This is a genomic window from Roseateles sp. (genome assembly GCF_019237615.1).
Classification (GTDB): domain Bacteria; phylum Pseudomonadota; class Gammaproteobacteria; order Burkholderiales; family Burkholderiaceae_C; genus Pelomonas.
Window position 1 is genome coordinate 19,201 of the sequence record NZ_JAFAGT010000099.1, and the last position, 24,339, is coordinate 43,539.

The 24,339-nt window shown below is 69.0% G+C and carries 25 protein-coding genes and 1 tRNA gene; 14 read left to right on the forward strand and 12 right to left on the reverse strand.

Annotation, left to right across the window (positions count from 1 at the left end; genetic code table 11):
• Nucleotides 1-104: 104 nt before the first annotated feature.
• The 3 genes from rpmG to trxB form a co-directional block, all read right to left on the reverse strand.
• The gene (gene rpmG / locus JOY88_RS21275; RefSeq protein ID WP_025564431.1) at nucleotides 105-275 is read right to left on the reverse strand and encodes a 50S ribosomal protein L33; all 171 of its coding nucleotides are present in this window, start codon (nucleotides 273-275) and stop codon (nucleotides 105-107) included.
• A gap of 34 nt (nucleotides 276-309) precedes the next feature.
• The gene (rpmB, locus tag JOY88_RS21280) at nucleotides 310-543 is read right to left on the reverse strand and encodes a 50S ribosomal protein L28 (protein WP_268153841.1); all 234 of its coding nucleotides are present in this window, start codon (nucleotides 541-543) and stop codon (nucleotides 310-312) included.
• Nucleotides 544-725: 182 nt separating this feature from the next.
• Complete coding sequence (trxB, locus tag JOY88_RS21285; protein ID WP_293504653.1) at nucleotides 726-1,685, reverse strand: thioredoxin-disulfide reductase; 960 nt, start codon at nucleotides 1,683-1,685, stop codon at nucleotides 726-728.
• Between the two features lie 163 nt (nucleotides 1,686-1,848).
• Here trxB and JOY88_RS21290 point away from each other — a divergent pair, with 163 nt between their 5' ends.
• Genes JOY88_RS21290 through JOY88_RS21310 form a run of 5 tightly spaced genes read left to right on the forward strand, consistent with a single transcriptional unit; the run spans nucleotide 1,849 to nucleotide 7,713 of the window.
• Nucleotides 1,849-2,517 (forward strand): Crp/Fnr family transcriptional regulator, encoded by a 669-nt coding sequence (locus tag JOY88_RS21290; RefSeq protein ID WP_056196243.1) that lies wholly within the window; start codon nucleotides 1,849-1,851, stop codon nucleotides 2,515-2,517.
• Nucleotides 2,518-2,533: 16 nt separating this feature from the next.
• Nucleotides 2,534-4,930: a DNA translocase FtsK gene (locus tag JOY88_RS21295; protein WP_293504654.1), complete on the forward strand. Its 2,397-nt coding sequence runs from the start codon at nucleotides 2,534-2,536 to the stop codon at nucleotides 4,928-4,930.
• Nucleotides 4,927-5,532, forward strand: coding sequence for an outer membrane lipoprotein periplasmic chaperone LolA (gene lolA, locus JOY88_RS21300; RefSeq protein WP_293504655.1), 606 nt, complete (start codon nucleotides 4,927-4,929; stop codon nucleotides 5,530-5,532). Before JOY88_RS21295 ends, lolA begins: the two co-directional genes overlap by 4 nt.
• Nucleotides 5,529-6,827 carry a replication-associated recombination protein A gene (locus tag JOY88_RS21305; RefSeq protein ID WP_293504656.1) on the forward strand — a complete coding sequence of 433 codons (1,299 nt, stop codon included), beginning with the start codon at nucleotides 5,529-5,531 and terminating at the stop codon, nucleotides 6,825-6,827. The genes lolA and JOY88_RS21305 overlap by 4 nt, the downstream gene beginning before the upstream one ends.
• On the forward strand, nucleotides 6,805-7,713 hold the full coding sequence (locus JOY88_RS21310; protein ID WP_293504657.1) for an amino acid ABC transporter substrate-binding protein: 909 nt from the start codon (nucleotides 6,805-6,807) through the stop codon (nucleotides 7,711-7,713). Before JOY88_RS21305 ends, JOY88_RS21310 begins: the two co-directional genes overlap by 23 nt.
• Here the strand turns inward: JOY88_RS21310 and JOY88_RS21315 are convergent.
• Nucleotides 7,710-9,050 (reverse strand): sigma-54-dependent transcriptional regulator, encoded by a 1,341-nt coding sequence (locus tag JOY88_RS21315; protein WP_293504658.1) that lies wholly within the window; start codon nucleotides 9,048-9,050, stop codon nucleotides 7,710-7,712. The two genes, JOY88_RS21310 and JOY88_RS21315, sit on opposite strands and share 4 nt — an antisense overlap.
• Nucleotides 9,043-10,926: a sensor histidine kinase gene (locus tag JOY88_RS21320; protein ID WP_293504659.1), complete on the reverse strand. Its 1,884-nt coding sequence runs from the start codon at nucleotides 10,924-10,926 to the stop codon at nucleotides 9,043-9,045. Before JOY88_RS21320 ends, JOY88_RS21315 begins: the two co-directional genes overlap by 8 nt.
• Before the next feature lie 296 nt (nucleotides 10,927-11,222).
• On the opposite strand from JOY88_RS21320, the gene JOY88_RS21325 reads away from it, so the two are divergent.
• The 4 genes from JOY88_RS21325 to JOY88_RS21340 are packed head-to-tail and all read left to right on the forward strand — an operon-like array spanning nucleotide 11,223 to nucleotide 14,780.
• Nucleotides 11,223-12,146, forward strand: coding sequence for a branched-chain amino acid ABC transporter permease (locus JOY88_RS21325; RefSeq protein ID WP_293504660.1), 924 nt, complete (start codon nucleotides 11,223-11,225; stop codon nucleotides 12,144-12,146).
• 13 nt (nucleotides 12,147-12,159) lie between these two features.
• Nucleotides 12,160-13,242, forward strand: a complete 1,083-nt coding sequence (locus JOY88_RS21330) for a branched-chain amino acid ABC transporter permease (protein ID WP_293504661.1) — start codon at nucleotides 12,160-12,162, stop codon at nucleotides 13,240-13,242.
• Nucleotides 13,243-13,255: 13 nt separating this feature from the next.
• The gene (locus JOY88_RS21335) at nucleotides 13,256-14,041 is read left to right on the forward strand and encodes an ABC transporter ATP-binding protein (RefSeq protein WP_293504662.1); all 786 of its coding nucleotides are present in this window, start codon (nucleotides 13,256-13,258) and stop codon (nucleotides 14,039-14,041) included.
• A gap of 16 nt (nucleotides 14,042-14,057) precedes the next feature.
• Complete coding sequence (locus JOY88_RS21340) at nucleotides 14,058-14,780, forward strand: ABC transporter ATP-binding protein (RefSeq protein ID WP_293504663.1); 723 nt, start codon at nucleotides 14,058-14,060, stop codon at nucleotides 14,778-14,780.
• Nucleotides 14,781-14,904: 124 nt separating this feature from the next.
• Here the strand turns inward: JOY88_RS21340 and JOY88_RS21345 are convergent, their stop codons facing one another.
• The 3 genes from JOY88_RS21345 to JOY88_RS21355 all read right to left on the reverse strand — a co-directional run bounded on the left by JOY88_RS21345 (nucleotide 14,905) and on the right by JOY88_RS21355 (nucleotide 17,775).
• Nucleotides 14,905-15,960 carry a Leu/Phe/Val dehydrogenase gene (locus JOY88_RS21345; protein ID WP_293504664.1) on the reverse strand — a complete coding sequence of 352 codons (1,056 nt, stop codon included), beginning with the start codon at nucleotides 15,958-15,960 and terminating at the stop codon, nucleotides 14,905-14,907.
• Between the two features lie 67 nt (nucleotides 15,961-16,027).
• Nucleotides 16,028-16,756 (reverse strand): 2OG-Fe dioxygenase family protein, encoded by a 729-nt coding sequence (locus tag JOY88_RS21350; protein ID WP_293504665.1) that lies wholly within the window; start codon nucleotides 16,754-16,756, stop codon nucleotides 16,028-16,030.
• Nucleotides 16,756-17,775, reverse strand: coding sequence for a CDP-6-deoxy-delta-3,4-glucoseen reductase (locus JOY88_RS21355; protein ID WP_293504666.1), 1,020 nt, complete (start codon nucleotides 17,773-17,775; stop codon nucleotides 16,756-16,758). Before JOY88_RS21355 ends, JOY88_RS21350 begins: the two co-directional genes overlap by 1 nt.
• Before the next feature lie 77 nt (nucleotides 17,776-17,852).
• On the opposite strand from JOY88_RS21355, the gene JOY88_RS21360 reads away from it, so the two are divergent.
• On the forward strand, nucleotides 17,853-18,716 hold the full coding sequence (locus JOY88_RS21360) for an NAD-dependent epimerase/dehydratase family protein (RefSeq protein WP_293504667.1): 864 nt from the start codon (nucleotides 17,853-17,855) through the stop codon (nucleotides 18,714-18,716).
• Here the strand turns inward: JOY88_RS21360 and JOY88_RS21365 are convergent.
• Together JOY88_RS21365 and JOY88_RS21370 are read right to left on the reverse strand one after the other, a co-directional pair.
• On the reverse strand, nucleotides 18,713-19,294 hold the full coding sequence (locus JOY88_RS21365; protein ID WP_293504668.1) for a rhomboid family intramembrane serine protease: 582 nt from the start codon (nucleotides 19,292-19,294) through the stop codon (nucleotides 18,713-18,715). The two genes, JOY88_RS21360 and JOY88_RS21365, sit on opposite strands and share 4 nt — an antisense overlap.
• 55 nt (nucleotides 19,295-19,349) lie before the next feature.
• Nucleotides 19,350-19,434 (reverse strand) — tRNA-Leu (locus tag JOY88_RS21370).
• 91 nt (nucleotides 19,435-19,525) lie between these two features.
• Between JOY88_RS21370 and cysM the strand changes: the two genes are divergently transcribed.
• From cysM to JOY88_RS21385, 3 genes are read left to right on the forward strand one after another with little or no spacing between them, the layout of a single operon-like run.
• Nucleotides 19,526-20,422 (forward strand): cysteine synthase CysM, encoded by an 897-nt coding sequence (cysM, locus tag JOY88_RS21375; protein WP_293504669.1) that lies wholly within the window; start codon nucleotides 19,526-19,528, stop codon nucleotides 20,420-20,422.
• 52 nt (nucleotides 20,423-20,474) lie between these two features.
• Nucleotides 20,475-21,017, forward strand: a complete 543-nt coding sequence (locus JOY88_RS21380) for an NUDIX domain-containing protein (RefSeq protein ID WP_293504670.1) — start codon at nucleotides 20,475-20,477, stop codon at nucleotides 21,015-21,017.
• A gap of 4 nt (nucleotides 21,018-21,021) precedes the next feature.
• On the forward strand, nucleotides 21,022-21,249 hold the full coding sequence (locus JOY88_RS21385; RefSeq protein WP_056196293.1) for a sulfurtransferase TusA family protein: 228 nt from the start codon (nucleotides 21,022-21,024) through the stop codon (nucleotides 21,247-21,249).
• A gap of 5 nt (nucleotides 21,250-21,254) precedes the next feature.
• Here JOY88_RS21385 and galU read toward each other — a convergent pair whose 3' ends face one another.
• Nucleotides 21,255-22,127 carry a UTP--glucose-1-phosphate uridylyltransferase GalU gene (galU, locus tag JOY88_RS21390; RefSeq protein WP_293504671.1) on the reverse strand — a complete coding sequence of 291 codons (873 nt, stop codon included), beginning with the start codon at nucleotides 22,125-22,127 and terminating at the stop codon, nucleotides 21,255-21,257.
• A gap of 84 nt (nucleotides 22,128-22,211) precedes the next feature.
• Between galU and JOY88_RS21395 the strand changes: the two genes are divergently transcribed.
• Nucleotides 22,212-23,189: an NAD(P)-dependent oxidoreductase gene (locus JOY88_RS21395; RefSeq protein WP_293504672.1), complete on the forward strand. Its 978-nt coding sequence runs from the start codon at nucleotides 22,212-22,214 to the stop codon at nucleotides 23,187-23,189.
• Here the strand turns inward: JOY88_RS21395 and JOY88_RS21400 are convergent.
• Nucleotides 23,131-24,339, reverse strand: a 1,209-nt coding sequence (locus JOY88_RS21400) for a class I tRNA ligase family protein (RefSeq protein WP_293504673.1), incomplete at its 5' end; no start/stop codon positions are given. The two genes, JOY88_RS21395 and JOY88_RS21400, sit on opposite strands and share 59 nt — an antisense overlap.

Genomic DNA, 24,339 nt, shown 5'->3' on the forward strand with positions numbered 1-24,339 from the left:
GGCGGCCGCCCCGGAGGGTGGCCAAAAAGAACAAACCCGCCAGCGTTGCCGCTTGGCGGGTTTGTTTTGCCGGGAGGGCGGGGCGGCTGGGCCGCCCCGGCGCATCACTTCAGCTTGATTTCCTTGTACAGGACATGCTTGCGCGCCTTGGGGTCGAACTTCATGAATTCGAGCTTTTCGGGCGTGGTCTTCTTGTTCTTGTTCGTCGTGTAGAAGTGGCCGGTGCCCGCAGTGGACTCCAGCTTGATCTTTTCGCGGCCGCCTTTGGATGCCATGGTCGTATTCCTTTAGTGGATCAGTGAGCGGCGATCAGAGCTCGCCCTTGGCGCGCAGATCGGCGACGACTTGGTCGATGCCGACCTTGTCGATCAAACGCAGAGCGGCGTTGCTGATGCGCAGGCGCACCCAGCGGTTTTCCGATTCCACAAAGAAACGGCGGTATTGCAGGTTCGGCAGGAACCGACGCTTGGTTTTGTTGTTGGCGTGGGAAACGTTGTTCCCGACCATGGGCTTCTTGCCCGTGACTTGACAGACGCGTGCCATTGACGCTTCTCCGGTTTGACTTCTCTGACCAGCCTCCCGAAACCTTTCGGGCAGCCCTTTGACCGCAAATGCCTGCTAAATCCTCGGCTCAGGAGCGTCGGATGCGGTCCATCCGGCAGGCAAGCCCGCGAGTATAGCGGTAAACCCGCGAGTCCGGAAGGGCCTTGGCGGCCCCCGCCGGCTCAGCCCTTGCCCTGCTCCAGGAAGCGCTGCGCGTCCAGGGCGGCCATGCAGCCCGTGCCGGCGCTGGTGATGGCCTGCCGGTACACATGGTCCTGCACGTCGCCGGCGGCGAACACCCCCGGCACGCTGGTCATCGTCGCGAAGCCGTTCAGGCCGCTCTTGGTGATGATGTAGCCGTCCTTCATCTCCAGCTGGCCCTTGAAGATGTCGGTGTTGGGCTGGTGGCCGATGGCGATGAAGCAGCCGTGCACGGGGATCTCGGCCTTGCTGCCGTCCTGCACGTTGTGCGTGCGCACGCCGGTGACGCCCGAGGCGTCGCCCAGAACCTCGTCGAGCTGCTGGAACAGGTGCAGCTTGATCTTGCCGGCGGCGGCCTTTTCCATCAGCTTGTCCACCAGGATGGGTTCGGCGCGGAACTTGTCGCGGCGGTGGATCAGGTGGACGGTGCTGGCAATGTTGGACAGGTACAGCGCCTCCTCGACGGCCGTGTTGCCGCCGCCGACGACGCAGACTTCCTGGCCGCGGTAGAAGAAGCCGTCGCAGGTTGCGCAACCACTGACCCCGCGGCCCATGAAGGCCTGCTCGGAGTCCAGGCCGAGGTACTTGGCCGAGGCGCCTGTCGCGATGATGAGCGCGTCGCAGGTGTAGACGCCGCTGTCGCCGGTCAGCGTGAAGGGGCGCTTGGAGAAGTCGACCGCATTGATGTGGTCGAAGACGATCTGGGTCTGGAAGCGCTCGGCATGCTGCTGGAAGCGCTGCATCAGTTCGGGTCCCTGCACGCCCATCACGTCGGCCGGCCAGTTGTCGACGTCGGTCGTCGTCATGAGCTGGCCACCCTGGGCCATGCCGGTGATCAGCGTGGGCTTGAGATTAGCGCGGGCGGCATAGATGGCGGCCGTGTAACCGGCGGGGCCGGAGCCAAGGATGAGCAGGCCGTGGTGTTGGGTGGTTGCGGTCATGGCGGGGAAATGAGGGCGGTGAACGGGCTTGCAAGCCGGTGCCGGGGTGAAAACCCCGACATCAACCATTGAGGCAAGCCCTTCCACGTGTGCAAAATGCACGCCATTTTAGGCAGGCGTATTTTCCGGTCGCCAGCCTGCGCCCCAAACCTGGAGATTGCACATGGCGATGATTTCCAACCTGGACCTGATCCGCCGGGTTCCGCTGTTCTCGATGCTGACCACCGACCAGGCGCAGTCCATCGCCGACAGCGTCGTCAAACGCCGCTTCAAGCGCGGCGAGTTGATCGTCGAGCAGGGCACCAAGTCCAACGCGCTCTTCATCCTGCTGAACGGCCGCGCCCGCGTGCTGACGGCTGACCATCGCGGCCGCGAGGTCATCCTGGCCGTGCTGCAGTCGGGCGACTACGTCGGCGAGATGAGCCTGATCGACAACGAGCCCCATTCGGCCACGGTGCGCGCCGAGGTGCAGACCGACATGCTGGTGCTGGGTCGGCTGGAGTTCGCGCGCTGCCTGCCGGAGAGCAGCAGCCTGTCCTACGGCATCCTGCGTGGCCTCGTCGCGCGGCTGCGCAATGCCGACCGCCAGATCGAGTCCCTCGCGTTGCTGGACGTCTATGGCCGCGTCGCGCGCACGCTGCTTGACATGTCCGAGGACGAGAAGGGCATCAAGCTGATCCGCGGCAAGGTGTCGCGTCAGGACATGGCCAAGGTCGTCGGCGCGTCGCGCGAGATGGTCAGCCGCGTCATGAAGGACCTGGAGGAGCGCGGCGTCATTGAAACGCTTGAGAACGGTTCGGTGGTCATCAAGGAACGCCTGACTCACGACTGAGCGGCACAATGCGGGGATGAGTTTTCCCCTCGGTTCCCTGCTGGGCGGTCAGGACGAATCCGGCGCCGCCAGCGAACCCGCCAGTCCCGCCAAAACCACCCGCCGCCAGGCGCCCAGGCGCGAGGCGCCGCCGCCGTCCGCCGCTTCGCGGCTGCTGCGCACGCCGCTGTGGCTGGCGCTGACGGCGCTGCTGCTGGCGCTGCTCGTGCTGGCCCTGGCCACGCATGACTTGCGCGACGCCGCCTTCTCGACCAGCGGCCAGCGTGACCTAGTCGGCAATCGTGTCGGCGGCCTGGGCGCCTGGACGTCGGACGGTCTGCTCTTCATGTTCGGCTTTTCGGCCTGGTGGTTGCCGCTGCTGGCGGTGCGCGCCTGGCTGCGCGGCCTTGCGGGCCTGCTGCGCCACGACACGCCGGAGCCCGTGCGCTGGAGCCGGCGCCTGCGCTGGTGGGCCGGCGTGCTGCTGCTGATCGGCGCCAGCTGCGCGCTGGAATGGAGCCGGCTCTACGCCGTCGAGCCGCGCCTGCCGGGGCATGCGGGCGGCCTAGTGGGCTACATGCTGGGACCCTTGGGCATGAAAGGCCTGGGCTTCGCCGGCTCGGGCGTCGTCTGGATTGTGCTGCTGCTGACAGGCATGTCCTGGGCGCTGCGCTTCTCATGGGGCCATGTGGCCGAGTCCATAGGCGAGCGCCTCGAGCAACTGCGCGAGCGTCGCATCGAGCAGCGCGAGATCAAGGCCGACCAGAAGGCCGGCGAGCAGGCCGTCAAGGAGCGCGAGCAGGACGTCGAGGTCGAGCGCCAGGCCGAGCGCCAGTGGGAGCAGGGCGGGGTCGAGCATGCGCCGCTGGTCATAGAGCCGCCGGTCGCCGAGGTGCCGCAGTCCACGCGCGTCGCCAAGGAGCGCCAGCAGACGCTGTTCGTCGACGCCGGCGACGCCAAGCTGCCGCAGGTGGACCTGCTGGACGCTGCGCCCGGCCGCCAGGAGACGGTGACGCCCGAGTCGCTGGAGATGACCAGCCGCCTCATCGAGAAGAAGCTGCGCGACTTCGGCGTCGAGGTGCATGTGGTCGCCGCGTCACCGGGCCCGGTCATCACGCGCTACGAGATCGAGCCGGCCACCGGCGTGAAGGGCTCGCAGGTCGTCAACCTGGCCAAGGACCTGGCGCGCAGCCTGAGCCTGACGTCCATCCGTGTCGTCGAGACCATTCCGGGCAAGAACTACATGGCGCTGGAGCTGCCCAACGCGCGCCGCCAGACCATACGCCTGTCCGAGATCCTCGGCTCCCAGGTCTATGCCGACGCCGCATCCCAGCTGACCATGGGCCTGGGCAAGGACATCGTGGGCCTGCCCGTCGTGGCCGACCTCGCCAAGATGCCGCACTGCCTCGTCGCCGGTACCACCGGCTCGGGCAAGTCCGTGGGCATCAACGCGATGATCCTCAGCCTGCTCTACAAGGCCGAGGCGCGCGACGTGCGCCTCATCCTCATCGACCCCAAGATGCTGGAGATGAGCGTCTACGAGGGCATCCCGCACCTGCTGGCGCCGGTCGTCACGGACATGAAGCAGGCCGGCAACGCGCTGAACTGGTGCGTCGGCGAGATGGAGCGTCGCTACAAGATCATGTCCAAGGTCGGCGTGCGCAACCTGGCCGGCTACAACAAGAAGATCGACGAGGCCAAGGCCAACGGCGTCAGCATCCCCAATCCGTTCAGCCTGACGCCCGAGGAGCCCGAGCCGCTGGAGCGCCTGCCCTTCATCGTCGTCGTCATCGACGAGCTGGCCGACCTGATGATGGTGGTCGGCAAGAAGATCGAGGAGCTGATCGCCCGTCTGGCGCAGAAGGCGCGTGCGGCCGGCATCCACCTGATCCTGGCCACCCAGCGGCCATCGGTGGACGTCATCACCGGCCTCATCAAGGCCAACATCCCGACGCGCCTGTCCTTCCAGGTCAGCTCCAAGATCGACAGCCGCACCATCCTCGACCAGATGGGCGCCGAGGCGCTGCTGGGCATGGGCGACATGCTCTACATGCCGTCCGGCACGGGCCTGCCCGTCCGCGTGCACGGAGCCTTTGTCAGCGACGACGAGGTGCACCGCGTTGTGGAGTACATCAAGTCGCAGGGTGAACCCAACTACATCGAAGGCATCCTCGAAGGCGGCGTGCTCGACGACATGGGCGGCGAGGCGCCGGCGCCGGGCGAGTCCAGCGGCGAGCAAGACCCCATGTACGACCAGGCCGTTGCCATCGTGCTGCAGCATCGCAAGGCGTCCATCTCGCTGGTGCAGCGTCACCTGCGCATAGGCTACAACCGCGCCGCGCGGCTGCTGGAGCAGATGGAGAACTCGGGCCTGGTGGGCGCGCTGGCGTCCAACGGCAGCCGCGAATTGATTGTTCCCAAGCGAGACGAATGAAGAAACTCCTGCTGTCCCTGACGCTGCTGATGTCCAGCATCGCCCACGCCGACGCCGTCGACGCGCTGCGCGACTTCGCCCGCGACGTGAAGAGCGGCAAGGCCAATTTCACGCAGACCGTCACCTCGCCCGACGGCAAGCGCAAGAAGGTCTCGTCCGGATCGTTCGAGTTCCAGCGCCCCAACCGGTTTCGCTTTGCCTATGCGAAGCCCTTCGAGCAGGTCATCGTCGCTGACGGCACTAAGGTCTGGATCTACGATGCCGACCTGAACCAGGCCAGCTCGCGCAAGCTGGCGGACGCGCTGGGCGCGACGCCCGCAGCCCTGCTGGCCGGCACGAACCTCGAACGCGACTTCGCGCTGAAGGCCTTGCCGGCCGAGGCGGGGCTGGACTGGGTGCAGGCCAGTCCAAAGCAGGCGGAGTCGACCATCCAGTCCCTCAGGCTCGGCTTCAAGGGCAAGGAGCTGGCGGCGATGGAGATCGTCGACGGCTTCGGCCAGCACTCGCGGCTGGACTTCAGCGCCGTGCAGGCCAACGTGCCGGTGGCGCCTGAACGCTTCCAGTTCAAGTTGCCGGCCGGAGCCGATCTGATCGAGCAATGACGGGGCTCTTCGACGCCGAGCCGCCCGCGCCGCCGCTGGCCGAGCGCCTGCGGCCTAAGACGCTGGACGAGGTCATCGGCCAGCGGCACCTGCTGGGCCCCGGCATGCCGCTGCGGGCGGCCTTCGACGCCGGCCGCCTGCAGAGCATGATCCTGTGGGGGCCGCCCGGCGTCGGCAAGACGACGCTGGCGCGGCTGATGGCTGGCGCCTTCGACGCGCTGTTCATCCCCATCAGCGCCGTGCTGGGCGGTGTGAAGGACATCCGCGAGGCGGTCGACCGCGCCCAGCTCGCCGCGCAGCAGGGCCGGCGCACGGTGTTGTTCGTCGACGAGGTACACCGCTTCAACAAGGCCCAGCAGGATGCCTTCCTGCCGCACGTCGAGTCGGGCCTGTTCACCTTCATCGGCGCGACGACCGAGAACCCCAGCTTCGAGGTCAACTCCGCACTGTTGTCGCGCGCCCAGGTGCAGGTGCTCAAGAGCCTGGACGCGAGCGAGCTCCAGGCGCTCATCGAGCGCGGCGCACAGGAGCTGGGCATCCAGCCGCCCACGCAGGAGGCCGCCGACCGGCTCATCGGCTATGCCGACGGCGACGCCCGCAGGCTGCTGAATGCGCTGGAATCTGCCGCATCGATGGCCAACGGCGCCACCATCGACGAGGCGCTGCTGGAGCGCGCGCTGGGTGAGCAACTGCGCCGCTACGACAAGGGCGGCGACCAGTTCTACGACGTCATCTCTGCGCTGCACAAGTCCGTGCGCGGCAGCAGCCCGGACGGCGTGCTGTACTGGTTCACGCGCATGATCGACGGCGGCGTCGATGCACGCTACATCGCGCGCCGCCTGATCCGCATGGCCAGCGAGGACATCGGCCTGGCCGACCCGCGTGCGCTGCGCATCACGCTGGACGCCGCCGAGGCCTACGAGCGCCTGGGCTCGCCCGAGGGCGAGCTGGCGCTGGCCGAGGCGGCCGTCTACCTCGCCATCGCGCCCAAGTCCAACGCGGTCTACAAGGCCTTCAACGAGGTCAAGGCCTTCATCAAGCAGGACAGCAGCCGCCCCGTGCCCGTGCATCTGCGCAATGCGCCGACGCGGCTGATGAAGGAGCTGGGCTATGGCAAGGCCTACCGCTACGCACACGACGAGCCCAATGCCTACGCGGCCGGCGAGCAGTACCTGCCCGACGGGCTCGAGGGCCGGCGCTGGTACGAGCCCGTGCCGCGCGGCCTGGAGCTGCGCATTGCCGACAAGCTGGCCGAACTGCGCCGGCTGGACGATGAGGCGGCTGGCCAGGGCTAGCGCGGCGCTGGCCGCGCTGTGCCTCGGCCTGGCGGCCCACGCGGCCGACGGCCCCACGCTGGCGCGGGTGCGCGAGACCGGCGTCATCGTCATCGGCTACCGGCCGGCCTCGCTGCCCTTTTCCTACCTCGACGCGCAGCTGCGGCCCACGGGCTACTCGGTGGAGCTGTGCGAGCGCGTCATCGCGGCCGTGCGCGAGAAGCTGGACCTGCCCGACCTGGAGGTGCGTCGCGTCGAGGTGGCCTCGGCGACGCGCATGCCGCTGGTCATCAACGGCACGCTGGACATGGAGTGCGGCATCACGACGCATACGGCCGAGCGCGCACGCAGCCAGGCCTTCTCGCTGACCATCTTCGTTGCCGAGACGCGGCTGCTGGCGCGCGCCAGCGACCGCGTGCAGAGCTTGGCGGACCTGCGCGGCCGGCCCGTCGCGTCCACCATTGGCACCACCAGCATCCAGCACCTGGCCAAGGTCAACGAGCAGCAGAGCCTTGGCATCCGCATCCTCGGCGGCCTGGACGACCCCGAGGGCTTCCAGCTGCTGCGCAGCGGCCGCGCGGCGGCCTTCCTGATGGACGACGTGGTGTTGCGCAGCCTGCTGGCGCAGCAGGGGCCGGGCGCGGACGACTACCGCCTCTCCGACCAGGCGCTGACGATCGAGCCCTATGCCATAGGCCTGCGCAAGGGCGACCCGCAGTTCAAGGCGCTGGTCGACGAGGTGCTTGCCGGGCTCTACCGCAGCGGCGAGATCCATGCGATCTATCGCCGCTGGTTCGAGTCGCCGCTGCCCTCGCAGGGGCTGAACCTGAAGCTGCCGATGAGTGCGGCCTTCCGCCGCGTGATCGCAAACCCGACCGACTCGCCGGACCCTGAAAAGTACCGCTAGCGGAACGCATCCAGCTGGATGCCATGCCGGTGCAGCTTGTCGTACAGCGTCTTGCGCGGCGTGCCCAGCAGTTCCATGGCGGCTGGCACCTTGCCCTGGGCACGGCGCAGGGCCTGCTCGATCAGCGTCTTCTCGACGAGATCCATCTGCTTGGCCAGCGGCAGGCTGGGCAGGGCCTGCAGCGCGGCCTGCGGGTCCAGGTCGTCCAGCGCCAGCACGAAGCGGTCGGCCGCGTTGCGGATCTCGCGCACGTTGCCAGGCCAGTCATGCGCCATCAGCTCGCGCAGCTTCTCTGGCGTCAGCTCGGGTGCCGCGCGCTCGTAGCGGATGCAGGCCTGGGCGACGAAATGCTGGAACAGCAGCGGCACGTCCTCGCGGCGCTCGCGCAGCGGCGGGATGTGCAGCGTCGCGATGTTGAGGCGGTAGTAGAGGTCGCTGCGGAACTCGCCGCGGCTGGCCTGCTCGCGCAGCTCGCCCTTGCTGGCGGCGATGAATCGCACGTTGACCGGCAGCTCCTCGTTGGAGCCCAGCCGCTCGACGCGGCGCTCCTGCAGCACGCGCAGCAGCTTGATCTGCAGCGCGATGGGCATGGTCTCGATCTCGTCCAGCAGCAGCGTGCCGCCGTTGGCATGCTCGATCTTGCCGATGCGGCGCTTGGCGGCGCTCGTGAACGAGCCGGGCTCATGGCCGAACAGCTCGCTCTCGAACAGCGCCTCGGGCAGGCCACCGCAGTTGATGGCGACGAAATGGCGGTCGCGGCGCGGGCTCTGGTCGTGCAGGCAGCGCGCCACCAGTTCCTTGCCGGTGCCGGTCTCGCCGACGATGAGCACGTCGGCCGACGTGCCGGCCAGGTTCAGCACCTGGCGGCGCAGTTGCTGCATGGCCGGCGACTGGCCCAGCAGGGCCGCCTCGATGCCGCTGGCGCGCTGCAGCTGGGCGCGCAGCTCGTCGGCCGAGTGGCGCAGCGTGCGCAGATCCAGCGCGCGGCGGACCACGTCCAGCAGGCGCTCGGGCGCGAAGGGTTTCTCGATGAAGTCGTAGGCCCCGGCGCGCATGGACTGCACGGCCATGGCCACGTCGCCATGGGCGGTGATGAGGATGGTGGGGATGGCCGGGTCGGTGGCCTGCGCATGCGCGAGCAGCGCGCGCCCGTCCATGCCGGGCAGGCGCACGTCGGTGACGACGACGATCTGCGCGCCGGGCTGGATGTGGGGCAGTGCTTCCTCGGCGTTGCGGCAGGGGACGACGGCCAGGCCCTCCAGCTCCAGCGTCTGCGTGAGGCTGACCCGCACCGGCAGGTCGTCCTCGACGAACACGACCTTGTAGCCCTCAAACATCTGCTTGCTCCGTTGCTTCCCAGGTCTCGACGGCGAGGTCGAACTCGAAACTCATGCCTTGTTTTCCATTCCCCAGGCGTTCGGCGCGCAGCGTGCCGCCGAACTCATGCACGATCTTGGCCGAAATCACGAGGCCCAGGCCCAGGCCTTCCCCGGCCGGCTTGGTCGTGAAGAAGGGCTCGAACAGCCGCTGCAGGTCGGCCGCGCCGACGCCGGCACCGCAGTCCTGCACGCTGACGAGGACGCGACGGCCGCCGTCCTGGGCGGTGGCGCGCACGATCAGCCGGCGCTCGGCCTCGTTGCGCATCGCGTCGATGGCATTGCCGAACAGGTTGACCAGCACCTGCTCCAGCCGGTTGGCCTCGGCCCGCACGCGCAGGCCCGCGGGTACGTCGATCTCGGCCTGCAGGCCCAGCGTGCGACTGCGATGCTCCAGCAGCAGCAGCGCGTTGCGCACGCAGTCCAGCAGCGCGACGGCGCCTGCCACCTGCTCGTCGGCCTTGCGCGCAAAACTCTTGAGCTGGCTGGTGATTCGGCTCATGCGCTCGACCATGTCGTCCATGATCTGCAGGTTGGCGCTCACGGCGTCCGGGCGGCCGCTTTCCAGCAGGCGGATGGAGTTGCGCGCCAGCGCGCGCAGCGCCGTCAACGGCTGGTTCACCTCGTGCGACAGCCCCGCCGACATCTGGCCGAGCACGGCCAGCTTGCTGGCCTGCAACAGCTCACCCTCGGTCTTCAGGCGCTGGGCGATCTGGGTCTTGAGCGCGTCGTTGGTCTGGCGCAGCTCGGCGGTGCGGCTGTCCACCAGCTGCTCCAGCTGTGCGTGGGCCTGGCGCAGCGCGGCCTGGGTCTGGGTCAGCTGGCGCAGCGCGCGCCGGCGCGACGACAGGTAGAGCACCAGCAGGCCGATGCTGGCGCCGAAGGCCGCGCCGCCCCAGGCCGCGTACTGCGCGCGCTGCCTCACCTCGGTCAGGTCGGACAGCGCGACCAGGCGCAGGCCCAGCGGCACGATCTGGCGCTGCTGGGCCAGCATGGGCTTGGCGCCCGCGGCTCCGCCCGGCAGAGGCAGCTTCACCTGCTGGCCCTGCTGCACCTCCAGCGAGGCCGGCAGGTCCAGGTCGGGGCCTATGGCCTGGGGGTAGCGCGCGCTGGCCTGCAGGGCCTGGCGGCGCGACGGGTCGGCGTGGTCAAGCACCGCGTACTTCCAGGCCTGCACGGAGCTCATGATGACGACGTCCTGGTCGTCGGCGACGAGTATGCGCTCGCCTTGGGAGCGCAGGCCCAGGTCCACCCAGGTCGCCTCCAGCGGTGCGAGATTGAAGCGCACCACGATGACGCCCGCCGGCTGACTGGCCTGGCGCAGTGGGTGCAGCAGGTAGAAGTCGGTGCTGCCGGTGCCGGGGTCGGCGGCGAAGAAATGCACGCGGCCCTGGGCCAGTGCCTCGGTGAGGCGGGTCGGGGCGCTGAGCGCCTCGCTGGCGGCCAGCACCTCGCCCTGCGGCGTTGCGACGAAGATCTGGTGGGTGCCGGCGCGCACGTTGACGCGGGCCAGCATGCGGCTGGCCGCGCGGCGGGCAGGCTCGTCGTCGGGCGCCTGCAGCAGCGCCTGCAGCGTCGGGTCTATGGCCAGCAGGCTGGGCAGCGAGGCATGCCGGCCCAGTTCTGCGGCCAGGTTGCTGGCGTAGAGCTCCAGGCGCTCGGTGCTGAGGGCTGACAGCTGCTCGAGGCCGCTGCGTTCGCTCAGGCGGTGCGCGAGCACGAAGCCCAGTGCCATCAGCAGTCCGGTCAGGAACAGATGGAAGCCCGGGCGGCCCAGCAGCCGCAGCGCGCGCAGCACGCCTGGGCGGGGGTGGGGCGGGGAGGCGGGCACAACCATGGCGAGGGGCGTCTAGTGTGCCCATGCGCGGGGGACGATGACAGGCCTGCGGGCGGTTTTTTCGGGCTTGGCGGCGAACCGCCCGCGGCGTGTGCGGTTTGTGCGGATTTCCGCCCGGATTTTCGTGGCAGACACTCGCAACATCCGACCGGTACCGCTCCCGTGGGACGGATCGAACGGTCGGCTGTTTCAGACCGTCGGTGAATACCCTTGAAACCTCCAGATTGGCACGAGGGTTGCGATTTGCCTCGGGTCGCCGGGCGCATGCTGCGTCCCAACCAAATCCAGGAGCCCTCATGGAGACTCTGATTCAACAGATCATCAACGGCCTGGTGCTGGGGAGCATGTATGCCCTCGTCGCGCTGGGCTACACGATGGTCTACGGCATCATCAACCTCATCAACTTCGCGCATGGCGAGATCCTGATGGTCGGCGCCATGGTCAGCTGGACCGTGGTCACGGCGCTGGGCGATTCGGGCCTGCCCGGCTGGCTGCTGATGCTGATCGGCCTGGGCTGCGCCGTCGTCGTCTGCGCGGTACTGAACTTCTCGGTCGAGAAGATCGCCTACCGACCGCTGCGCAGCGCGCCGCGGCTGGCGCCGCTGATCACCGCGATGGGCATGTCGCTGCTGCTGCAGGTGATTGCGATGATCATCTGGAAGCCCAACCCCAAGCCCTTCCCGCTGCTGCTGCCGACGACGCCGTTCGACCTCGGGGGGCCCGTCATCACGGTCACGCAGTGCCTGATCCTGGGGCTCACCGTGTGCATCCTGGCCGGGCTGATGTACCTCGTGAACTACACCAAGCTGGGCCGCGCAATGCGCGCCACCGCCGAGAACCCGCGCGTGGCCGGCCTGATGGGCGTGAAGCCCGACTTCATCATCTCCACGACCTTCGTCATTGGTGCCGCGCTGGCCGCGGTGGCGGGCCTGATGTGGGCCGCCAACTACGGCACGGTGCAGCACACCATGGGCTTCATGCCCGGGCTGAAGGCCTTCACGGCCGCGGTGCTGGGCGGCATCGGCAACCTGGCCGGCGCGGTGGTGGGTGGCGTGCTGCTGGGGCTGATCGAGGCCATAGGAGCCGGCTACCTGGGCGACCTGACCGGCGGTGTGCTGGGCAGCAACTATGCCGACATCTTCGCCTTCATCGCCCTCATCCTCGTGCTGACGCTGCGTCCCTCGGGCCTGCTGGGCGAGCGTGTGGCCGATCGCGCCTGAAGGGAGCCCCGACATGCAAACCAAGAAATTCATCACCTTCGCGGTGGCGGCCGTCGGCCTGCTGGTCGTGCCGCTGTTCGCGCAGCAATTCGGCAACGGCCCGGTGCGCATCATCGACCTGGCGCTGCTCTACGTGCTGCTGGCCTTGGGCCTGAACATCGTGGTCGGCTACGCGGGCCTGCTGGACCTCGGCTACGTGGCCTTCTACGCGGTGGGCGCCTACATGTTCGCGCTGCTGGCCAGCCCGCACCTGAGCGAGAACTTCGAGGCCTTCCAGGCCGCGTTCCCGCAGGGGCTGCACTCACCGCTGTGGATCGTCATCCCACTGGCCGCCGGCATCGCGGCGCTGTTCGGCGTCGTGCTGGGGGCCCCGACGCTGAAGCTGCGCGGTGACTACCTGGCCATCGTCACGCTGGGCTTCGGCGAGATCATCCGCGTCTTCCTGAACAACCTCGAGTACCCGCTCAACATCACCAACGGCCCGCGCGGCATCGGCCAGATCGACTCCTTCCACTTCTTCGGCATCAGCCTCGGCAAATCGATTCAGATCGGCGACTTCTCGTTGCCCTCGGTGACGCTGTACTACTACCTCTTCCTGGCCCTGGTCGTCGGCAGCGTCATCGTCTGCTACCGCCTCGAGCAGTCGCGCATCGGCCGGGCCTGGATGGCCATCCGGGAGGACGAGATCGCCGCAAAGGCCATGGGCATCAACACCCGCAACATGAAATTGCTGGCCTTCGGCATGGGGGCCACCTTCGGCGGCGTGTCAGGGGCGATGTTCGCCAGCTTCCAGGGCTTCGTGTCGCCCGAATCCTTCAGCCTGCAGGAGTCGGTCATGATCGTCGCCATGGTGGTGCTGGGCGGCATCGGCCACATCCCCGGCGTCATCCTTGGCGCGCTGATGCTGGCGGCCTTGCCGGAGGTGCTGCGCTACGTGGCCGGCGACATCCAGAACATGACGGGGGGCCGCATCGACGCATCCATCCTGCGCCAGCTGCTGGTGGCCTCGGCCATGATCGTCATCATGCTGATCCGCCCGCGGGGCCTGTGGCCGTCGCCGGAGCATGGCAAGTCGGCCCCTGCCGCCAGCAAGTGAGGAGGGATCGACCATGAGCACTCACGACAACATCGTTCTCAACGTCAGCGGCGCGTCCAAGCGTTTCGGCGGCGTGCAGGCCCTGTCCGACGTCGGCATCCAGATCCAGCGCGGCCAGGTCTACGGCCTCATCGGCCCCAACGGCGCGGGCAAGACGACCTTCTTCAACGTCATCACGGGCCTGTATACGCCCGACGGCGGCAGCTTCTCGCTGGGCGGCACGCCCTACACACCGCAGGCCGTGCACCAGGTCGCCAAGGCCGGCATCGCGCGCACCTTCCAGAACATCCGCCTGTTCGCAGACATGACGGCGATCGAGAACGTGATGGTCGGCCGCCACATCCGCACCAAGTCGGGCCTGATCGGCGCGGTGTTCCGCACCCCCAGGTTCAAGGCCGAGGAGGCCGCCATCAGGGCACGCGCCCAGGAGCTGCTGGACTATGTCGGCATCGGCAAGTACACGGACTTCAAGGCCCGCACGCTGAGCTACGGCGACCAGCGCCGCCTGGAGATCGCCCGGGCGCTGGCCACCGACCCCCAGCTGATCGCTCTGGACGAGCCCGCCGCCGGCATGAACGCGACCGAGAAGGTCGTGCTGCGCGAGCTCATCGACCGCATTCGCAACGACGGCCGCACCATCCTGCTCATCGAGCACGACGTGAAGCTGGTCATGGGTCTGTGCGATCGCGTGACGGTGCTGGACTACGGCAAGCAGATCGCCGAGGGCACACCGGCCGAGGTGCAGAACAACGAGAAGGTCATCGAGGCCTATCTGGGCGCCGGCCACAAGCCGCACTGAGCGGGAGAAGAATGACATGGCAGAAGCAAAGCAAACCCTGCTCAAGGTCAACGGCCTGAAGGTGGCCTATGGCGGCATCCAGGCCGTCAAGGGCGTCAGCTTCGAGGTGCAGGAGGGCGAACTGGTGTCGCTGATCGGCGCCAACGGCGCCGGCAAGACGACCACGCTGAAGGCCATCACCGGCCTGCAGCCCGTCGCGGCTGGCGACGTGATTTATCTGGGCGAGTCCGTCAAGGGCAAGGGCGCCTGGAACCTGGCCAAGAAGGGCCTGGTCATGGTGCCGGAGGGGCGCGGCACCTTCACGCGCATGACCATCGTCGAGAACCTGCTGATGGGCGCCTACAACCGCAACGACGGCGAGATCGATGCGGACATGGACAAGGTCTTCGGCCTGTTCCCGCGGCTGAAGGAGCGGGCCAAGCAACTGGCCGGCACCATGTCCGGCGGCGAGCAGCAGATGCTGGCCATGGGCCGCGCGCTGATGGCGCGCCCGAAGGTGCTGCTGCTGGACGAGCCGTCCATGGGCCTGTCGCCCATCATGGTGGACAAGATCTTCGAGGTCGTGAACGACATTCACCAGCGGGGCGTGACCATCCTGCTCGTCGAGCAGAACGCCAGCCGCGCGCTGCAACTGGCCGACCGCGGCTATGTGATGGAGTCGGGCGAGGTGACGATGAGCGGCCAGGGCCGGGCGCTGCTGGACGACCCCAAGGTGCGCGCGGCCTATCTCGGCGAGTAGATGGCCTCCCGAGGCGCTCGCGCGCTTCCCCCCTCAAGGGGGGCGCCGGCGGCATGCGAAGCCAGTTCCATGGCGGCTGCCTGATGAAAAAACGCCTGGCAGAGCCAGGCGTCTTGCTTGAGGTTCAGGTGGGTCGCACCAGCTTGCTGCGGGCCCAGTCGTCGGCGACGCGGGCCGGCGTGGAGTCGGCGGACTGCACGCGCTGCAGCAGCTCCTCGACGCGTTCGGCGATCTTGCTGACTTCGGCGATCACGGCGCTTTCCTCGCCCTCGTTGCGGTACTCGCGTGCGACGCTGATGATGCCGCCGGCGTTCACCAGGTAGTCAGGCAGGTAGCAGATGCCGCGGCGCTGCAGCGCGTCGCCGTCGGCGGGCGTGGCGAGCTGGTTGTTGGCGGCGCCGGCGATGAGCTTGGCGTGGATGGTCGGCACGGTCTGCTCGTTCAGCGACGCGCCCAGTGCGCATGGCGCCAGCACGTCGACGTCGGTCGCCAGGATCTCGCCCACATGGGCGGCCACGGCACCGAACTGGGCGACGGCGCGTTCCACCTTGGCCTGATCCACATCGGCGACGACCAGCTTGGCGCCGGCCTGATGCAGGAATTCAGCCAGGTGCCAGCCCACCGCGCCCAGGCCTTGCAGCGCGACGCGCACGCCTTCGAGCGACGAGCGGCCCAGCACGAGGCGGGCGCCGGCACGGATGGAGACGAACACGCCCCAGGCCGTCTTGGGGCTGGGGTCGCCGCCGAAGGCGCCCTCGCGCGGGATGCCGCTGACGAAGGGCGTGACGGCCTGCATGCCGCGCATGTCGGCGGTGGTCGTGCCGACGTCCTCGGCGGTGATGTAGGCGCCGGCCAGCGACTGCACGGCGCGGCCGAAGGCGGCGAACAGGGCCGGGCGGTCGAAGGCGCCTTCCGGCTTCAGGATGACGGCCTTGCCGCCGCCGAAGGGCAGGTCGGCCAGCGCGTTCTTCAGGCTCATGCCCTGCGACAGGCGCAGCGCGTCGTTCAGCGCGGCGGCATCGGAGTCGTAGTGCCACAGGCGGCAGCCGCCGAAGGCGGGGCCGCGGGCGGTGCTGTGCACGGCCAGGATGGCCTTGAGGCCGGTGGCCGGGTCGGTGGCGAGCAGCACGCGCTCATGGGGGGCTTGCTCGGGCAGGCCGAAGAGGGACGTCGAGGTCATGTCGGTCGGCGCTTTTGGCGCAGTGGATGAAGAAACGGCCACGCTTTTGGCGTGGCCGTCGCGGATTCTAAGGACCCTGGAAACCACCGCTTCTCAGCGTGATGACCAGCGTGTCGCGCCAGCCGCGCGCGCCCGCGGCGAGCGGCTGGATGGGCGTCGTCTCATGGATGACGCGGGCGTCGTCCAGCAGCAGCAGGGTCCAGGGCTGCGTCATCGTGAAGCGCTGGCCGGCCGGGCCGTCGGCCTCGAAGACGCGCGACTCGCCCCCCTTGATGTCGTGGCGCCCGACGAGCAGGACGGCCACGAAGTCGACGCCATCGCGGTGTGCGCCCTCGGGCGTGGGCCGGCCGATGCCGTCGCTGGTGTCGATGCGAAAGGGGTGGGCCTCGATGAACCAGGGCTGCTCGCCCTTGAGCTCCGAGGCGATGCGGGCCAGGCCCAGCAGCAGCGCGGCCCAGGCGGGCGAATCGGCCATCTGCTGGGCCAGCGGCACATACCAGCGCTGGATGCCGCCGTGCAGCGCGTTGTAGTCCAGCGGCTGCCAATGGGCGCGGTGGGGGCTGGGCGTCAGCGTGCCGCCGTCGGCGACGAAGCAGCCGTGGCGGCGGAAGCGGTAGCGGCCGCCGTCGCGCAGATAGCCGTCGGGCGGCAGGTCGTCCCAGCAGTGCTTGAGGCCGTCGAGCTCGGCCGCGGACACGCCCAGCGTGCCTAGCGCGCCCGGGGCGAGGACGGCCTCGCCATCGCGCTTGAGCGCATCGACCAGTTGGTCAGGCGGTGTCCACGGCGGCTCGAACATCAGTGCTTGTCCGCTTCGGAGGTGAAGGCGTCGGCGTAGAACTCTTCGTCCGGCAGCCTGCACTGTGCGACGAAGTCCTTGTGAGCCGACTCGACCATGATGGGCGCGCCGCATGCATAGACCTGATGGCCCGACAGGTCCGGCAGGTCGGCCATGACGGCCTGGTGGACGAAGCCGGTGCGGCCCGCCCAGCCGGCGTCGGGCTCGGAGAGCACGGGCACATAGCTCAGCGTCGGCCACTCGGCCGCGATCTGTGCCGCCCAGTCGTTCAGGTAGAGGTCGGCAGCCTTGCGCGCGCCCCAGTACAGCACCATGGGGCGCGTGGATCCGATGTGGCGAGCGCGCTCGATGATGGCCTTGATGGGCGCGAAGCCCGTGCCGCTGGCCAGCAGCACGATGGGCTTGGTGCTGTCCTCACGCAGGAAGAAGCTGCCGAACGGGCCCTCCATGCGCAGGATGTCCTTCTCCTTCAGCGCGCCGAAGACATGGTCGGTGAACTTGCCGCCCGGCATGTGGCGGATGTGCAGCTCGATCTGGCCCGGCAGCGTGTGCGGTGCGTTGGCCATGGAGTAGCTGCGGCGCGCGCCGTCGCGCAGGATGAACTCCACGTACTGGCCGGCGCGGAACTGGAAGTTCTGGTTGGCGGCCAGCTGCATCGTCAGCACGGCCACGTCGGGCGCCGGGCGCAGCAGGGCGGTGACGCGGCTGGGCAGCTTCAGCACCGGGAACTCCCCGGCGCCGGGCACGGTACGCGCCTCGATGGTGCAGTCCGTCTGCGGGCGGGCGCAGCAGGTCAGCACGAAGCCGGCGGCCTCCTCCTCGGCGGACAAGGCCTTGGGCTGGTGGGTGCTGTGGATGACCGCGCCCTCGAGCAGCTTGCTCTTGCAGGAACCGCAGGCGCCGTCCTTGCAACCGTAGGGCAGGCCGACGCCGTTGCGGATGGCGGCGGCAAGCAGGGTGTCGTCGCCCTCGGTCTGGTAGACGCGGCCGGCGGGCTGGATGGTGATCTGGTGGGACATGGGCAACTGAAAAAACACGCGGCCCCGCATGACAGTTCCGGGGCCGTAGACTGCCCGCCATTTTGCCCGACCCCCGAATGACCACCCCGAGGCTACTGATCATCGGCTGCGGCGACGTCGGCCTGCGCGTCCTGAAGCTGCTGGCCGGACGTTGGCGGGTGTTCGCGCTGACCTCATCGCCGGAACGGGCGGCCGCGCTCCGCCAGGCGGGCGCCGTGCCGCTGTCGGGCAACCTGGACGAGCCCGCGACGCTGGTGCGCCTGGCCGGCCTGGCGGACTTCGTGCTGCATCTGGCGCCGCCGGCCCCGTCCGGCGATGCAGATCCGCGGACGCGGCATCTGCTGGCGGCGCTGTCGCGCAAGCCGCCCGCGGCGCTGGTCTACGCGAGCACCACGGGCGTGTACGGCGATTGCGGCGCAGCGCTGATCGACGAGACCCGCGCACCCAGCCCGGCGACCGACCGCGCGCGACGACGCGTCGACGCCGAGGCCCAGTTGCGCGCCTTCGGGCGCCGGCATGGCACGCGCATTGGGCTGCTGCGCATCCCAGGCATCTATGCCCGCGACCGCGAGGGCGGTCATCCGCGTGAGCGGCTGGCGCGCGGCACGCCGGTGCTGCGGCGCGAGGATGACGTCTTCACCAACCACATCCACGCCGACGACCTGGCCCGTGCCTGCCTGCTGGCCCTGCTGCGCGTGCGGCCGCAGCGGGTCGTCAACGTCTGCGACGACAGCCAGCTGCTGATGGGCGACTATTTCGACCTGGCCGCCGATCTGGGCGCACTGCCGCGCCCCGCGCGCATCACGCGTGCCGAGGCGGCCGAATGCATGAGCGCGATGCAGTTGAGCTTCTGGAGCGAATCACGCCGCCTGCGCAACGACAGGCTCAAGCGCGAGCTGCGCCTGAGGCTGCGCTACCCGACGCCGCGCGACGGCCTTTAGCGGCGCCGCCGCGGCGTGCGCCAGTAGTGGATCAGCAGCCATGCGCCCAGCATGCCGCCCAGGTGGGCGAAGTGGGCGATACCGCTGGAGCGGCTGAAGCCCAGGATGAGTTCCAGCCCGCCGAAGATGGCGACGAAGTACTTGGCCTTCATCGGGATGGGCGGGATCAGCGGCACGATGATGCGGTTGGGGAACAGCATGCCGAAGGACAGCAGCAGGCCGAAGATGGCGCCCGAGGCCCCCACGGTCGGCGAGCCCGAGCCAATGGCCCAGGTGAAGATGAGCTGCACGATGGCTGCGCTGAGCGTGCTGGCGACGAGGATCTGCGCGTAGCGCCGCGGGCCCCAGACGCGCTCCAGTTCACCGCCGAACATCCACAGGCCCAGCATGTTGAACAGCAGGTGCGTGAAGTCGCCGTGCAGGAATGCGTAGCTGACCAGCTGCCAGGGCATGAAGGCGCCCGTCGCAGGCGGCCAGAGCTCGAACCAGAACGCGAGGGCGGGGAACAGCTCGAAGAAGCAGAAGAAACCGACGCAAGCCAGCAGGAAGGCTTTGGTGACCGAAGGCAACGGAGGCATGAGGTCGCGGCTGTGCGCCGGCGAGGCGCTGAAGGGGGAAGGAGGCCGTTTCGCCTGGTGCCCGGGGCCGGACTCGAACCGGCACACCTTGCGGCGGGGGATTTTGAGTCCCCTGCGTCTACCGATTTCGCCACCCGGGCCCGTCGGAAACGGCTGCTCGCCATGAAGGCGAGGGGCGGATTATGCACTCGTCAAGCGCCAGGTTTGGTGGTCGCTGCCACAATCGCCGCCATGAGCTACCCGACCCTGGAAGATGTCATCGGCGCCACGCCCCTGGTGCGCCTGCAGCGGCTGCTTGACGACGACGCACGCGGCAACGTGGTGCTGGCCAAGCTGGAAGGCAACAACCCGGCCGGCTCCGTGAAGGACCGTCCCGCCATCAGCATGATCAAGCGCGCCGAGGAGCGCGGCGAGATCAAGCCCGGCGACACGCTGATCGAGGCGACCTCGGGCAACACCGGCATCGCGCTGGCGATGGCGGCCGCCATCCGCGGCTACCGCATGCTGCTCATCATGCCCGAGGACTTGTCCATCGAGCGCGCGCAGACGATGAAGGCCTTCGGTGCCGAGCTCATCCTGACGCCCAAGACCGGCGGCATGGAGTACGCCCGCGACCTGGCCGAGCAGATGGCCCGCGAGGGCAAGGGGCGCGTGCTGGACCAGTTCGCCAACGCCGACAACCCGCGCGTGCACTATGAGACCACCGGCCCCGAGCTCTGGCAGGACACGAACGGCCGCATCACTCATTTCGTCAGCGCCATGGGCACGACGGGCACCATCACAGGCGTGTCGCGCTTCCTGAAGGAGAAGAACCCGGCCGTACGCGTCATTGGCGCCCAGCCGGCGGAGGGCTCACGCATCCCGGGCATACGCAAATGGCCCGAGGCCTACCTGCCCAAGATCTACGACCCCAGCGGCGTGGACGAACTGGTGCTGGTCAGCCAGAGCGATGCCGAGGACATGGCGCGCCGCCTGGCCCGCGAGGAAGGGCTGTTCGCGGGCATCTCGGCGGCGGGCGCCTGCTGGGTGGCGCTGCAGATTGCGCGCCGGGTCGAGAACGCGACCATCGCCTTCATCGTCTGCGATCGCGGCGACCGCTACCTGTCCACGGGCGTGTTCCCCGCATGAGGCCGGCCCGGCTGCCTGAAGAGGCCTGCTCCCTCTCGGGGATGGGGCGCCCATGAAGCCCTACCGCTTCTGCCCGGACTGTGCGGCTGAGATGGCGTTCATCACTCTGGCCGAGGACGGCGGGGACAAGGAGCGGCTGCGCTGCGCCGCCTGCGGCTTCACGCACTGGAACAACCCGACGCCGGTGCTGGCCGCCGTCATCGAATGCACTGATCGCGGCGGCCAGGTGCTGCTGGCCCGCAATGCGGCCTGGCCGGGGCGCTTCTTCGGGCTGATCACGGGCTTCATGGAGGCCGGAGAGTCGCCCGAGGAAGGCATACGCCGCGAGATCGCCGAGGAGACCGCGCTGGCGGTCGACGGCTTGAGCCTGCTGGGCGTCTGGGACTTCCAGCGCATGAACCAGGTCATCATCGCCTACCACGCGGCGGCTCGCGGCGAGATCCGGTTGTCGCCCGAGCTGGCCGAGTACCAGCTGTTCGCGCCCGAGGCCGTGCGCTGCTGGCCCCAGGGCACGGGCCAGGCGCTGGCGACCTGGCTGCGCCGCAAGGGCATAGAGCCGCAATGGCTGGACCCGGCGAACATGAAGCGAGAATGAGCCCATGGACGTCCAACGCGAGATCGACACCCGGGGGCTGAACTGCCCGCTGCCCATCCTGAAGGCCAAGAAGGCCCTGGCCGAGATGCTCAGCGGCGAGCTGCTGCGTGTCGTCGCGACCGATCCCGGCTCGATGCGCGACTTCCAGGCGTTTGCGCGCCAGACGGGCAACGAACTGGTGGAGCAGAACTCGTCGGGCGACGAGTTCATCCATGTGCTGCGCCGGCGCTAGAAGCGCTAGAGGGGCAGCCCCTTGAGGAACTCGCGGAAGCCTGCGCCCAGTTGCGGGTGGGCGAGCGCCAGTTCGACGTTGGCCTGCAGAAAGCCTTCCTTGCTGCCGCAGTCGTAGCGCTTGCCCTCGTAGCGGTAGGCGAACACCTTCTCGCGGCGCAGCAGGCCGGCGATGCCGTCGGTCAGCTGGATCTCGCCGCCCACGCCGCGCGGCTGGTTGGCGATCTCGTGGAATACGCCCGGCGTCAGGAGGTAGCGGCCGGCCACGCCCAGGCGAGACGGTGCCACCTCGGGTGCGGGCTTCTCGACGATGCGGTTCACGTCCAGCAGCAAGTCGTTGACCTGGGTGCCGGCGACGATGCCATAGCGGCGCGTGTGCTCGGCCGGTACCTCCTGCACGGCCAGGATGGAGGCGCGCCAGTCGGCGAACTGCTCGACCATCTGCTTCAGCACGGGCGTCTCGCCCACCATCAGGTCATCAGCCAGCAGCACCGCGAAGGGCTCGTTGCCCACCAGGCGCTGGCCGCACAGCACGGCGTGACCCAGGCCCAGCGCCTGGGGCTGGCGCACGTAGATGCACTCCATGTCGTCGGGCTTGACGCTGCGCACGACGTCCAGAAGATCCTGCTTGCCGGCGTTCTCCAGCGCCACCTCCAGCTCGAAGGTCATGTCGAAATGGTCCTCGATGGGGCGCTTGTGACGGCCGGTCACGAAGATCATCTCGCGCACGCCGGCGGCATAGGCCTCCTCGACGGCGTACTGGATCAGCGGCTTGTCCACGACCGGAAGCATCTCCTTCGGGATCGCCTTGGTCGCTGGCAGTGAGCGCGTGCCGAGGCCGGCGACGGGGAAGACGGCTTTCCGGACGGGGAGCGGCATGTTCGTAGAATCCTTCGAGGCAGGGAACACGGGGAGCGCGCGCGGCGTGCCGGCAACCGATGTGCCCACCGGCAGCGAGCGCGCATGGACCTGTTGATCGTCGATACGCTGGAAGCGGAGGTCATGCAGTGGCTCAAGGCCCGCCACCGCGTGACCCATGCGCCCGAGCTCGCGCACGATCCGCGCGCGTTCCGCAAGTCACTGTACAGCGTGCGCGCGGCCATCGTCGCGCCGACGGTCACCATCGACAACCAGGCGCTGCACCACGCGCCGGTGCTGCAGGCCGTGGGTCGGGTGAGCGCGGGCGCCGAGAACATCGATCTGGAGGCATGCGCGCGCGCCGACGTCGAGGTCGTGCGCAGCCCCACGGCCACGGCGCATGCCGAAGCCGAGTTCATGATCGGCGCGCTGCTCTCGCTGCTGCGCCGCGTGCCGGTGCCGGGCACGGACGGCATCCCGATCGGTCGCGAGCTCGGCGGTGCGACGGTGGGCCTCGTCGGCATGGCGCCGGCTGCGCGCTCGATGGCGACGCTGCTCGCGGCGTTCGGCTCCAAGGTGTGCGGCTACGACCCGTCGCTGCACGCCACCGACCCCGTGTGGGAGCGCTGGCGCGTGGCGCCGCTCGGCCTGCGCAAGCTGCTCATGCAGTGCGATGCCGTGTGCGTGCAGCTCAACTACTTCAGCCGCTACCACGGGCTGCTCGGCGATCGCTTCCTCTCGTTCTGCAAGCCGCACCAGGTGCTGGTGAGCACCGCGCATTCGGGTCTCTTCGACGAGGCCGCGCTCGCGAACGCGCTCTCGAGCGGTCGGCTGGCGGCGGTCTGGCTCGACAGCCTGGAGCCGGGCGCACTCGACGAGGGCAGGCCTCTGCACGGCATCGAAACGCTCCAGGTGACCCCGCGCGTGGCGAGCACCACGCGCGAGTCGCGGCTGCGCAGCGCCTGGGCGGTGGCGCGGCGCATCGACGAGATCCTGAGCGAGCGCGCGTCGGGCTTTCGCGAGCTCAGGCCGTTGTCGCCAATCGAGCCGCTCGATCTCGAAGCGTCGACATGGTTGCCGTGAATTCGGCGACGCGCTGCTGCTCCTGCGCGACGACGGCGGCCGGTGCGCGCGCCACGAACGAGGCGTTGGCCAGCTTCGCCTGAGCCTTCGCGATCTCGGCTTCGAGTCGCGCGATTTCCTTGTCGAGGCGGTTGCGCTCGGCCTCGACATCGATCTCCACGTGCAGCGCGAGCCGCAGGTCGCCGGCGACCGCGACCGGCGCGTTCGCGGCCGCCGTCGCGAACGACGCCTCGTCGGCGAAGGCGGTGACGTCGGAGACGCGGGCTAGCGTCCGTAACAAGGCGGTCGCTTCGTCCGCGAAACCTGCATCGCCGGTCGTGTAGAGCGGCACCTTGTCGGACGGCGAGAGCTTCATCTCCGCGCGCAGGTTGCGCACCGCGGTGACCGCGGCCTTGAGCTTGCCGATCCACGCATCCGCGGCCGCATCGACCTTGCCGAGCTGGGCCTCGGGGTACGCGGCCGTGACGATGCCGTGCGCCGTGCCCGTCGCGCGGCCGGCGACGGGCGCCACGCGCTGCCAGAGCTCCGCGGTGACGAACGGCGTGATCGGATGCAGCAGGCGCAGCACCGCCTCGAGCGTGCGGATCAGCGTGCGCCGCGTCGCGCGCTGCTGCGACTGCGTGCCCGACTGCAGCTGCACCTTCGCGATCTCGAGGTACCAGTCGCAGTACTCGTCCCACACGAACGAATACAGCGACTGCGCCGCCTGGTCGAGCCGGTACTCCGCGAACGCCTGCTCGACGGCGGCCTCGACGCGCTGCAGCTCGCCGGCGATCCAGCGGTCCGCGGCCGAGAACGAGAGGTAGCCGTGGAAGGGCTGGCCGGGCGCGCACTCGTCCTTGGTGTGCTCCTTCAGGCCGCAGTCGGCGCCCTCGGTGTTCATGAGCACGAAGCGCGTGGCGTTCCAGAGCTTGTTGCAGAAGTTGCGGTAGCCCTCGCAACGCTTGGTGTCGAAGTTGATGTTGCGCCCGAGCGTGGCGCGCGAGCAGAACGTGAAACGCAGCGCGTCGGCGCCGAACCCCGGGATGCCGTGCGGGAACTCGCGCGCCGTGTCCTGGCGGATGCGCGGGGCGGTCTCCGGCCGGCGCAGCCCGGTCGAGCGCTTCTCGAGCAGCGGCTCGAGCGCGATGCCGTCGATGAGGTCGACCGG